Source organism: Sphingobium bisphenolivorans (genome assembly GCF_000412635.1).
Classification (GTDB): Bacteria; Pseudomonadota; Alphaproteobacteria; order Sphingomonadales; family Sphingomonadaceae; genus Sphingobium; species Sphingobium bisphenolivorans.
This window is the reverse complement of record NZ_ASTG01000033.1, coordinates 23,715-34,170: the sequence shown is the minus strand read 5'-3', so window position 1 is coordinate 34,170 and position 10,456 is coordinate 23,715. Positions and strand designations below refer to the sequence as shown.

Annotated in this window: 14 protein-coding genes; 4 read left to right on the top strand and 10 right to left on the bottom strand. The window is 62.2% G+C overall.

The window, feature by feature from the left end; translation table 11 throughout:
• From L858_RS22145 to L858_RS0118575, 4 genes are all read left to right on the top strand, one after another.
• On the top strand, positions 1-383 hold a 383-nt coding region (locus L858_RS22145; protein ID WP_202951367.1), incomplete at its 5' end, for a hypothetical protein.
• Positions 380-559, top strand: a complete 180-nt coding sequence (locus tag L858_RS21800) for a hypothetical protein (protein WP_152639877.1) — start codon at positions 380-382, stop codon at positions 557-559. The genes L858_RS22145 and L858_RS21800, both read left to right, overlap by 4 nt.
• Positions 556-789: a hypothetical protein gene (locus L858_RS0118580; protein ID WP_022684574.1), complete on the top strand. Its 234-nt coding sequence runs from the start codon at positions 556-558 to the stop codon at positions 787-789. Before L858_RS21800 ends, L858_RS0118580 begins: the two co-directional genes overlap by 4 nt.
• Positions 790-853: 64 nt before the next feature.
• On the top strand, positions 854-1,120 hold the full coding sequence (locus L858_RS0118575; RefSeq protein ID WP_028056280.1) for a hypothetical protein: 267 nt from the start codon (positions 854-856) through the stop codon (positions 1,118-1,120).
• Between the two features lie 503 nt (positions 1,121-1,623).
• Here the strand turns inward: L858_RS0118575 and L858_RS0118565 are convergent.
• The 10 genes from L858_RS0118565 to L858_RS0118515 all read right to left on the bottom strand — a co-directional run bounded on the left by L858_RS0118565 (position 1,624) and on the right by L858_RS0118515 (position 10,441).
• Positions 1,624-2,010, bottom strand: a complete 387-nt coding sequence (locus L858_RS0118565) for a hypothetical protein (protein ID WP_022684571.1) — start codon at positions 2,008-2,010, stop codon at positions 1,624-1,626.
• Positions 2,011-2,120: 110 nt separating this feature from the next.
• Positions 2,121-2,306 carry a Pam3-gp28 family putative phage holin gene (locus tag L858_RS0118555; RefSeq protein ID WP_022684569.1) on the bottom strand — a complete coding sequence of 62 codons (186 nt, stop codon included), beginning with the start codon at positions 2,304-2,306 and terminating at the stop codon, positions 2,121-2,123.
• Complete coding sequence (locus L858_RS0118550; protein ID WP_022684568.1) at positions 2,303-2,860, bottom strand: lysozyme family protein; 558 nt, start codon at positions 2,858-2,860, stop codon at positions 2,303-2,305. Before L858_RS0118550 ends, L858_RS0118555 begins: the two co-directional genes overlap by 4 nt.
• Positions 2,857-3,051 carry a hypothetical protein gene (locus L858_RS20700; protein WP_022684567.1) on the bottom strand — a complete coding sequence of 65 codons (195 nt, stop codon included), beginning with the start codon at positions 3,049-3,051 and terminating at the stop codon, positions 2,857-2,859. The genes L858_RS0118550 and L858_RS20700 overlap by 4 nt, the downstream gene beginning before the upstream one ends.
• A gap of 101 nt (positions 3,052-3,152) precedes the next feature.
• On the bottom strand, positions 3,153-4,247 hold the full coding sequence (locus tag L858_RS0118540) for a hypothetical protein (protein ID WP_022684566.1): 1,095 nt from the start codon (positions 4,245-4,247) through the stop codon (positions 3,153-3,155).
• Between the two features lie 287 nt (positions 4,248-4,534).
• Entirely contained in the window at positions 4,535-5,194 is a 660-nt protein-coding gene (locus L858_RS0118535; protein ID WP_022684565.1) for a hypothetical protein, read from the bottom strand.
• 3 nt (positions 5,195-5,197) lie between these two features.
• A complete protein-coding gene (locus L858_RS0118530; RefSeq protein WP_022684564.1) occupies positions 5,198-5,995 on the bottom strand; it encodes a hypothetical protein in 798 nt (265 codons plus the stop codon).
• On the bottom strand, positions 5,995-7,038 hold the full coding sequence (locus L858_RS0118525; RefSeq protein WP_022684563.1) for a hypothetical protein: 1,044 nt from the start codon (positions 7,036-7,038) through the stop codon (positions 5,995-5,997). Before L858_RS0118525 ends, L858_RS0118530 begins: the two co-directional genes overlap by 1 nt.
• Entirely contained in the window at positions 7,035-10,181 is a 3,147-nt protein-coding gene (locus L858_RS0118520) for a phage tail length tape measure family protein (protein ID WP_022684562.1), read from the bottom strand. Before L858_RS0118520 ends, L858_RS0118525 begins: the two co-directional genes overlap by 4 nt.
• On the bottom strand, positions 10,178-10,441 hold the full coding sequence (locus L858_RS0118515; protein ID WP_420801837.1) for a phage tail assembly chaperone: 264 nt from the start codon (positions 10,439-10,441) through the stop codon (positions 10,178-10,180). The genes L858_RS0118520 and L858_RS0118515 overlap by 4 nt, the downstream gene beginning before the upstream one ends.
• Positions 10,442-10,456: the final 15 nt, after the last annotated feature.

Below are 10,456 nucleotides of genomic sequence, written 5' to 3'. Positions count from 1 at the left end.
GGTTCGAATCCTGTCTCCCCGACCATAAATCAAGCACTTACGCCGATAGTTCGGTGGAACAAGCCGGAAACGTTTGGCGTAAAGATTCCCCAAACGGTCCGCAGACTCACGGAATAGTCCCGGAGGATGTTCTTGGAACGTCTCGTGAATCGGTTAAGCCGAAACGCCGCCGTGGCTACTGGTATGACGAGGAGCGCATAGAGCGGGAGAAGCGCCCGGTTCAGTACGCCACAGTCCGCGATGACGGGGATGAATGGCATATCGAGTGCCGCTTCAAGGATGGGCAGAAGTTCGCCGCGATTACGGTCGATAAGGATCATGAGGATTTAGCTGACTGGATCGCAGCCGCCATCACCGCCCTATCAGGAGAGGGGAAGCAATGAGCGACAAGCCCTCACGCGAGGAACTGAACGCCCTCCCCGTGGAAGCCCCCGATCTGGAGGACGAGACGCAGCACTTCTATGTCTGCGCCGATTGCGGGCAGGCGGTTGACATGCGGCGGCTTGGCGACGTGCTGCACCATGAAGACCCAGGGCATGAAAGGTTGCCAGAGCAATGAGCGTCGAAGCATTCCCCCACCGCCCTGGAACGCTGCTGTGCAATGTCGCGCTGATCCGCCGTCCTGATGGCACAATCGCGACCCTGTTGGGCGAAATGCCGTCACGGCTAATCGAGACGACAGGTGAGGACGTGGCATCTCGGGTGGAGATTATCGCGGGCTGGATGAAAGAGGGCGCGGCAGACATGGCACGGCAGGCAGAGCATTGGGCGGAAGCTTTGGGCAAGTGACCGGCTCCAACCGCTTCCTTCTCTCCGGCCTTATCGTTCTGGCTGTGCTGACGGGGATTGTGATATGGGTGAGCAGATGAAACTATGGGATCAGATGGCCGATGCGCGCCACAGGGCTGTTGCCGCGCAAGAGAAGATGCTGCATTGGCGCGTCAACCGGTCAGCAATCTACGCCCTCATGGCTGATGAGCGAGCCGCCCAATCTGATCCTCTCGGCATACGCTTTGAAGAGCGCCCATTCTACGGACTGCCTTTCAAGGTGGACGAGAATAATCGTTCGCCGGAACCAACTTTCAAACTGATGACGCTGGAAAGCCTGGATCGCAAATAAGGGATTCACCCCCTTCTTGTAATAGGGTAGAAGGGGATCAGCAGCGCAGGAAAGCAACGGGGTTGAGGGCCTGCGCCTCTTCGAAGCCCCAGCTTAGCCCCTCGCAAGGGCAGACGCAGAGCCGAACAGCCGAGGCGATCCGGTCAGGCAATGCGGTAGCGGGTGAAAGCCCTGCACTTCTGGCTACCCATGGTAGCGCGGGATCGAGTGGGTGGCGCGCAAAGCCCCAAGCTGGACCTCTCCGGTTTCAGCGCAAGGATGGACAGATTACGCTCTGCGTCCGCGTCACCCCTTGACCGACTCAGGAACAATCCGCGAACAAGCGGCATGGACCGCCTCGAACGCCTATCCCAACAACGCCGCCAGCGATTGTCTATCAAGACCGAGATGCGCGGGCCGGTCCACTTCGCCTTTATCGTCCTTCCCTCTGGTGGTGCTGTCGCAAGCGGTAGAGGGGATACCAGGGAAGAGGCGATCGAGGGTGCGTTTAGGGATGCTGGGGGTTAAACCAGTTTGAACAGCTTGAGGATAAGCCCCGCGATCACGCCGGCTGTTGATGAGCGGAAATCGTTATAAATGCTCTGGACGAGCGCCCGCCCGATATCCTCCAGTTGATCGACCGCTACTTCCAGCCCCTTGCCGGTGAGGAAGTCCGACACCAGCGGAACGGCATACTCCAGCACGGCCTCAAACTTCTGTGCGCCGGTCATCTCCTTGGAGGAAACCGCCTCGATGCTGCTGGCAATGGCGGAGCCTACCTCTGTCTGCTTGAGCGCGAGAACCGCCTTAGCCGTCTCGCTGGGAACGATGTTCAGCGCTGTTTCGGCAGCGGCTTTCAGGTCGTTGAAGCGCTCCTTGGTGAGGATGCGCAGGCCGAGTATCTTGATCATGATTTACCCCCTGATATCTTTCCAGATGGCGCAGGCGGCGATGACGAAGCCGCCGATGACAGTGGCGGCGCCGAGCAGGTAGCCCGATGCCGCCGCTATCAGAACGTCGCTCACTTCTTCGCCAGCTTGCGGGTGCTGGCCTGCCCCCACACAAGCGGAACCACGACAGCGGCGACCGTGCCGATGGCGGTCAGAGTGTCAGCCTGGAGCCAACCCCGTCCCATGGCATAGCCGCCAAGCGCGAGAACGATCTGCCGAGCGGCAGCGGCGAGTTGTGCGTTCGTTACTTCGGTCATTTCCAACCCCCTGCGATAAGCGCGTCCTGAAACCTCAAGGCATGACCTGCGATCAGCGCGTCTTTGTCCGTGCCATTGATGATGCGGCGGGCATCCTTGAACTCTTCGAAGGTGCCCAGCCCCTTGCCGATGTAGGTCGCCAGCGATTTTCCGGTGAACCAGCCGGCAGACATGCCACGCACGAGGATTTTGACGGCTATCTCAGGATCGAGCGCGAGCGCGTAATCCTTCGCCAGTTTTCCCTTGAGCTTCAGCTCCTCGTCGGCCCGCTGGTAGTTCTTCGCCCAGGTCAACTGAACCAGCCCGCGCCCGTAGGGAGCCTTGCCGGTAGCATCGATTTTGCCATAGGGCCGACCGTTCCCGCGCCCCGATTCCTCGATCGGCATCAGGCGGGCTTCATGCCATGCGGTTGCCAGCCCATAAGCCATCCAGCCCGCACCCCAATCGGACGCGGCGAATAGCAGCCGGTTGATGATATTGACCTGCATCGCATTAATCGGCCCGGTGATCTTGCGGGCGCCGACAAAGAAGGCTTCGGCGTTGGCGAGCGTCATGCCGCTTCCCCCTTCAGCGCCGCTTCCAGATGCGTCCGCAGTTGCGCCGGCCCATGCAGCAGGAGCAGCGTTTCAAGCTTGTCGATCCGCTGCGCTTGCTGCCCTTCGCGTTTCTCGCACTCGATCTTGAGAAGCTGATAGTCGGACTTCAGTTCATCCACGCGCTTTTGCAGCGGGCGGACGAGTATCATCTGACCGAACCCCCACGCCGCTGCGCATCCTGTGCCAAAGGCTGCTGCCAGCCTGCCCCCGTCTGGTCCCAGATAGTCCAATTCTTTGCCCCCCGGCATGGTTAGGTGACGATCATTTGGCGGCGTCTCGTGGATGATCCGCCGCCACCCCCGGTAAAGCTCATACGAACATATCCGTTGGCTCCCGCGCCCGGCACGCTGCCGCCACCGCCGCCACCGCCACCGCCGCCACCGCCAGGAAAGGCGCCAGCCTGGCCGGCTCCGTTGGCCGACACCCCTCCGGTGCCGCCACGCCCGCCGCCCAGCACAGCAGCGCCGCCCACTCCAGCGACGTTAGCGGATCGCGCTCCGCCATTATTGCCTGCCGAGGTCGGCCCACCGGAGGAGCCGCCACCGCAGCCGGCGGTGTTGGACGCAGCAGATGTGCCGCCACCGTTGCCGCCTGAATATTTTACATCACCGACGCTGTTGGCAGCGGTGCCGCCGCCAATTGGGCCAGAGGAGTTGACGCCTGCGTCAGCACTATCCGCTTTCACGCCGTCAGTCGCGGCTGTCGGTGCGGAGTTGGTGCCAACTCTGGCCCATGACGAGGTGTTCGCGTTCCCCGCATCGACATTGTAATAAACCGTGCTGGAGCCGCCTGTAACAGTCACGCTGTTAGTCAGCGCGTAGGCGCCGCCGCCGTTCCCGCACTCGGAGCTTAGCGCCAGGTTAGAGGGTGTTCCGCCCGACCCGATCGCCTCCAGCCGAACAGAAGTTGCGCCAGCCGGCGCAGTGATCGAACCCGCCCCGGTCGCGGTTACATAAGTATCAGTAAGGCCCGATGGCGATACGGCAAGCATCAGCCCGATTGTGTGTGCGCCAGCGCCGCCCGTGATGGTGAATGTCTTGTCACTGACAAGGGCGTCCGCAGCGGTGACCGCGTAGTCCCAGACAAGGCCCGCATCGCTCCCGGCCGTTGAAACGGTTTCCCCGATCTCGCTCCATGTCAACCCGTCGCCGGAAAGTGTCGCGGCGCCGGTCCAGTCGTCGGCACGGGCACCGATCACGACGCACGCTTGGCCGCTCAGAAAATAGCCGAGCGACCGGATCGGACCAATATCCGTATCAGTGCCGGCGACCCCGAAAGCAGGACAGACAATGCCGATCGGCGCCGACGAATTGATCCCGCGAAAGGTCGAGGCTTGTGCGATCATGTCGGCGCCGGCAGCACCGCCAGATACCGTAAATGTGGCCGTCGCTTCACCACCTGCCGCGATCTTGTAGCAAACCGCCAATCTGCCGGTCACACCGGAAACACTGAATGGAGAACCGGAAACGGCGGTGTACCCGGCAGGTAGCCCGATTGTAGCCGTTGCGTGCCGCACATAACACACGGCCAGGATCAAATCCCCGGCTGCGGTCGAGCCGTGCACGCCAGGAGAAACGCTTGCGTTGTCGGCACTGGCAGCAGAGCCGGCTCCAACGAAAGAGACGGGCATCGTCAGATTGCTCCCACCAATGTCACCGCCACATTGGCGATCGATGCATCAGGCGTGGCTGGGCCTACAACCTTGATCACGTCACCCGCCGCGATGCTTTTGGCTGTGCCGCTGGTCGTGGCGAAGGTGAAAGCGCCGCCTGTTGATATGGTGATGGTGCCGATGCTGGAAAAAGCGCCGGTCGCGTTTACCTGCTGCTGCACATCGAGAACAAAGGACCCTGCCGGGTTGGCGCCAACGGCACCCCGGCTTGTGCTGAAGTTTGCCGGGAGGGTGCAAGCGTCCGATACGATATGCAGCAGCAAGACCTCTGATGCAGATGGCGCGGTCGTGATGAAGAAGCCGATACGGTAGGTGCGCGCGGCTGAAAGCGTGCCGCCAGAGAGCGACAGGCCAGTGCCTACCGTTATCTCCTCGATCGCTCCTGTGGAGGCCGTGGAGCGCCCCAACAGTTTGCCGGTGGACATTCCCAGCGCTGTGCTGGTGATCGGCCCCGCAACGCCCTCCAGCGCCAGCCCGCCGAGATAATCCCCAAACGCGTTGATCTCTCCCGGCAGTCCCTCCAGCGCTTCGACAAAGGCGTCAGCCTTGGTGACGAAGGTTGCCGGCTCCTCTGTGCGGGAGGGGGCGTCGGGTAGCGGGGTGATGGTCGGTGCTGGCATGATTTAGACCCCGATGGAAAAGAGGACGCCGGAGAAGGATGACGCAGCGCGCACCGTGGCAGTGCTGGTTCCGCTGCTGGTGACGTTGCCGGAAACGTCCTCGCTGCCGTCATCACCCTCGATCCAGGCGCGCGCCCATGAGGTATAAGCGTGGCCGTTGCCATAGGCGTAGGTCGTTGTGCCGCTGAAACTGTGATCGCGCCATGTCAGCGTGAGCGGCCCGATCTGGACGCTGCCGGAACTAGCGGAGCCACTGATGGCAGAAGCGCCGGCTGCCGCGCCAATGGCCGAGCGCGCCGCCGCCGCATCCGCCGCACCCAGGACCGAGAGGCCTGTTGCCGTAGCTTGACTGTCCAATAGGTATTGGCTGTGCGGGTCGGCTGCCCCGACATGGGCTGTGACTGCCGCTGCCGCAGTCCCCGCCGCGTCGAAACTACCAGAAGAAGAGGTCGCCGCCGTGCCCAGGCCGAGCGTCGATCGCGCCGTTGCCGCGTCCGCGTCATCCAGAAGCGTGCGGGCGAAGCTGGTCAGGGTGGCAAGCGCCGAAGTGCTGGAGCCGGTGAAGTAAAGCAGCCTGTCCGCAGCCGGGGTTTTCCCCGTCATCGCCAGCAAGCCGGGATCAGCCGCCGTGGCATCGACAATCGCAGCCGCCGCCACGCTTATCGCCGTCGAGAGGGTGTTGATCTCGTCCGCGAAATTGTCGAGCCACGCGACGAACGCGTCCGCCTTCGCGACAAAATCATCCGGGGCGTCTGTCCGTGCCGGCGCATCGGGGGCAGGGGTGAGGGAAGGCAACGGCATCAGGTCAGGCCCTCGATTTGCAAGGTCAGGTAGGAAGTAGAGGGGAAGGTCAGTTCATTGCTGAAATCCCGATAGAAGCCGTAGATGATCGTGCTGCTGAACTCTTCGGTCCCGACATAGACGACGGGGGTTGCCCGGTAGAGCGCGAGGACGGCGGTGATCGCGTCCACCTTCTCCGGTTCCACGGCGATGCGGAAATCCGCCCGCTTCGAGAAGGCGCGTTCCACGATCGTCCAGTTGCCGAAGTCGTCCGCGACCTTGCGGCTATAGTCCTGTATCCCGACGCGGGCGCCATAAAGCAGGTTGCCAAGATCACGCGACAGGCCGATCACGCAGGTTCCCACCTGTGCCGTGCCGGTCGGCTCGTTGATGATCACCGTGATCTCCATGTCCGCGTACAGGGGTAGGTCGGTGACGATCAGGTCACCCTTGCGGACGATCGGCTCGAAGAAATATTCGTACCAGTTGGTGACGCCGCTGTCCGAAATCAGGTCATAGGTCTGATCAAATACGATGATCCCGGTGTAGCGGGCGATGATCTGGACCGATGCCGCGACGATATTGAGCAGCGCCACGCTATCGGTGCGACCCTGCATCTGCGCAACGATGGTGATCCCTTGAGGGGCGGAGGTCTGCGAGGTGTTCGACAGGTCGAACATGCGGTAGCGGTTGTCCGCGCCGAGGTCGCTCCACCATGCGGCGTCGGTCAGCGCGTGGCCCGTGTTGCCCGCTTGCAGGCTTTCGAACTCATGGTGCGTCGTGGGATCGATGACGATATCGCCAAGCGCGTAGGTCGTGCCCCCGGAATAGCTGGCATAGGTCGCGCCAAGATAGTCCCACCACAGGGGAGAGGATGCCGGTGTGTGGCCGGTGTTGCTGTTCTGGAGGCTCTCATAGACGCTGGCGACCGTGCCGGTGAACACCGAAACCTGAGTGCCAGCCGCGTAGGTCGTGCCCGCGTCATAGGCCGCAGGCGCCACTTCTGGAACGGTGGAGGAAACGAGGTTGCTGCTGTCGAGCGTGGAGGGCCGGATGATCTTCACGGCAGCACCTCCACATAGACCGGGCTGTCGGTTTCGCCGCGCACCAGCATGCCGTCGCCTTCCCACCGCTGAAGGATGCGCAGGGCCATGTTCTGGGTTTCCACCAGCTTGGTCTGCATGACCCGATTTTCCTCCCGCAGCGCGCGGATTTCCGACGCCATGCTCTGCTGCGTGGTCGCTGCCGATTGGGTGGCGTCCACCGCCGCCGAACTGCCGGAAATGACCGTAGGCGCGGGAGCCGTCACCTCGCCGCCCGCCGCGCTGATCGCCTGGTCGAGATAGGCCCGCACCAGCGCGATATCCCGGTTATACTGCTGCGCCGTGGAGGCGTTGTCCTTCGACAGAGCAAGGAAGTCGCGGCTTACCCCGGTCAGGTTCTCCATCGCGGTCATGTCGCCGGCAGCGGCAAGCCCCCCGGTCGCCATCAGCTTCGCCATCGCCTGCCGGTAGGTGGGGCCACCCGCGCCGCCGTCCAGTTCATCGCGATAGGCCTTGAGGCTGTCGGTCAGGGATTTGAGCTTGGCTGTGACCTCGGCCATCGCGTCAGCCGCAGCCTCCGCAGCCTGAACCTGCATCATCAGCGGCTTAAGCTCGTCCTTGGTCTGCGACAGTTCGATCTCGCGCTGGAGCATGGCCGCTTCCGCAGCCTTCCCCTGCGCCTCCAGCAGCCGCACCTCAAGGCTGCGCTGCTCGTTGAGCTTGTCGAGCGCCTCCTTAGCCGCTTCGTCCAATATGTCCTTGCGCTGGAGGGCTAAAAGCTGCTCCAGTTGGGCATATTCCTCGGTAGTGGCTCCGGCATCCTTGAAGATGCCGCGCAGATCATCGAACTTGCGCGTCAGGGCGTCGAGAGCCGCCCCCGTAGGATCAAGCCGCGCCTTAAGATCGGTGAACACCTGTTCGAACGACAGCGCCTTGGAAAGCTTGGTCTGAAGATCGCCCGCGGACTGCAACAGTTTCTGCGTCGATGCGCGGATGCCGGTGATGGCGCCGCGTTCGATCGCAGTCTGAATGGCGAAGGCAATCGCGCCCTGGGCGTCATCGTTGAACTCCATCGCGCCCATCGCCGTTTTCAGGCTGGTGCCCGTGGTATTGACGCGCCAGTCGCCGTGCCGCTGGCCGATGGTGATGTTGCCGAAGTCGCCCAAGCTGCCATTGAAGGCCTCTGCGATCTGGTTGAGGGAGGAAAGGACATTCTCGCCCATCGAGACGGCGGCCTTTTCCGCCGCGCCAGAATTGCCTCGTGCCATGCCGACGCCGGAAGCGGACAGATCGACCGCCCCCCATTTTACCTTTTTGAACAACCCGCCTAGAACACCACCCAGCACGCCGCCGAGAACAGAGCCGAGTGGGCCGGCAAAATCGCCAAGCCCTTTAGCTATGCTCTCCATTCCCTTGGCGAGGAACTTTTCGCCCAGCTTGCCCCCGATTGCGCCGCCGATCTCGGAGCCAAGGCTACTCCCCTTGCTGCCGAACACCAGCGACGATGCAGCAGCGCCGATGCCAGCGTTTTGGAGAACCGAGGTCATGGTTTTGGCAAACTGGCCTTCACCACCAAAAATCTGATCGAGTTTCTTGGTGATCGACTTCCAGCCCTCATCGCCAACAGATCTGCCGAGCAGGTTCATGAATTGCCCGAACTTCCCGCCCAGGCCCGCGAAGTTTCCGCCGTCCAAGATGCCTGCGACCACGCCAGCGACACCGCCCAGCGCACCGCCCATCTGACTGATTACGTCGAGTTGGCGCAGATAATATTCGAGGATGCGCCGCGCCCCGTCCGCGCGGGCGTCCTCCAGTGCGGCCAGGTCCTTCGCCTGCTGGATCATGGTTTCACCAACTGTGGCCTGATCCTTGCCCCACTCCTGCTGCCGCTTGATCATGTCCTGCTCAAGCTTCCAGACATTGCCCATCGCCTGCGCGCGGGTGTCCTCCACCCATTTGGCTAGTTTCGCCTCTTCATCGGCCTGATCCTTTGCGGCCTTGCTCGCCTTCCCGCGCCGGTCCTTGATCAGTTCGTCGGCTTGATCCTTCAGGCGCGCGTTACGTCGCCCGATGGCCCGGTCCTCCAGTTCGTCGAAGGCGCCCATGGCCTGCGCCTTGCGCCTGCCGAAGCTGTCGGACCATGCCGCCGCTGCCGCTGTGCCCGCCGCGCTATATTGGACCTTGTAGGCCGACAGATCGACCTTCGCCGCCATCGTAAAGCTGGTTCCAAACGCAGAGTTTGACGCTTTGGCGAGCATGTTGAAGGCGCCGATCGCTCCATTCACAATGCCCTCTAGGGATTCGATCACCTTGTTGGCTGCCAGCCTGACAGCATCCCCCAGCAGCGCTGGCAGGTTTTTCCAGATCAACCCGATATTATCATAGGTTGCGGCGAAGGCGGCATAGACCGAGGAAGTGGCGTCCTTGAACTGGCCGTAGAGATACTTGGCCGCATCACTCACCCAGCCCCTGAGCGTTTTGAACACATCATCAAGGCCGAGCGCTTCCTTGATCATGTCCCACGCCGCGCCGGCTGCATCGCCAAGGGTCACATGGGCATCTTCGAGCTTCTTCGCTTCCTCCGCAGTTAGGCCGAGAGATTTGATATAGTCGTCAACCGGCGCCTTGTTTTCCAGCTTGTCGGTAAAGCCTTTGAACGCCAATGTTCCCGCGCCAACCGCAGCCGTGACAGCGAGCAGAGCAGGATGCGCCAGTGCGAAGCGGCCAACCATGCCGGCCACCTCTTTCGCCATGCCGCCAAGGCCAATCCCCGCCTGAGACGCAATCTGACCGATCTGCGAACCTTGCTGAACGAACGCAATCAGGGGGTTGCTGCCCGATGCGATTTGGACAGCGAGGTCGTTGAACTGGAAGGCAAGGTTCTGAACGTGGTGTGCCGCCAGTTTGGAAGCGCCCGCCGTCTTTTCCAGATTGGAGGAGGCTCCTGTAGAAATGCCGGCCATGCGCTGCACCTGCGCGGCAAGGTCCGCCGCCTGTTCCGCTGCGCCCTTGATCTGCTTGCCCGATTGCGCGGCTTCATCGCCAAGGCGATCGATGACCTTCTCTGCCTTCGTGCCCGCGTCCGTCAGTCGGTCCAGTTCCGCAACGCCGGTCTTAACCTCGCTGCTGTCGATCTTCATCCCGAGGGTGGCAAGATCGGTCACTGCTTCACCTCCCGGCTCACGAAATAGGCGTCATCAGCCGCGCGAATGGCCCTGATCTGCCAGTAGGGCAGGCGAACCCCGTTCACCCTCTGCCATGCGTCAATCTCGACAAATCCGATCCGCAGCGGAGCAAAGCCGTTCGATCCCCGGCTTTCGTGCAGTTCAAGGAAGTCGGCCCACAGGTGGACGCAGGCAGGCGGAAGGGTGGCTGCGTTTGCCATCCTTTCATGCTGCCGTCCTGTCCGTTCCTCGTAAGCCACCAAATGCTCTCTCAA

Bases quoted from the DNA above. Each gene is read 5' to 3' on its own strand.
- L858_RS21800 (WP_152639877.1), top strand. From the start codon at position 380: ATGAGCGACAAGCCCTCACGCGAGGAACTGAACGCCCTCCCCGTGGAA.
- L858_RS0118580 (WP_022684574.1), top strand. From the start codon at position 556: ATGAGCGTCGAAGCATTCCCCCACCGCCCTGGAACGCTGCTGTGCAAT.
- L858_RS0118575 (WP_028056280.1), top strand. From the start codon at position 854: ATGGGTGAGCAGATGAAACTATGGGATCAGATGGCCGATGCGCGCCAC.
- L858_RS0118565 (WP_022684571.1), bottom strand. From the start codon at position 2,010: ATGATCAAGATACTCGGCCTGCGCATCCTCACCAAGGAGCGCTTCAAC.
- L858_RS0118555 (WP_022684569.1), bottom strand. From the start codon at position 2,306: ATGACCGAAGTAACGAACGCACAACTCGCCGCTGCCGCTCGGCAGATC.
- L858_RS0118550 (WP_022684568.1), bottom strand. From the start codon at position 2,860: ATGACGCTCGCCAACGCCGAAGCCTTCTTTGTCGGCGCCCGCAAGATC.
- L858_RS20700 (WP_022684567.1), bottom strand. From the start codon at position 3,051: ATGATACTCGTCCGCCCGCTGCAAAAGCGCGTGGATGAACTGAAGTCC.
- L858_RS0118540 (WP_022684566.1), bottom strand. From the start codon at position 4,247: ATGATCGCACAAGCCTCGACCTTTCGCGGGATCAATTCGTCGGCGCCG.
- L858_RS0118535 (WP_022684565.1), bottom strand. From the start codon at position 5,194: ATGCCAGCACCGACCATCACCCCGCTACCCGACGCCCCCTCCCGCACA.
- L858_RS0118530 (WP_022684564.1), bottom strand. From the start codon at position 5,995: ATGCCGTTGCCTTCCCTCACCCCTGCCCCCGATGCGCCGGCACGGACA.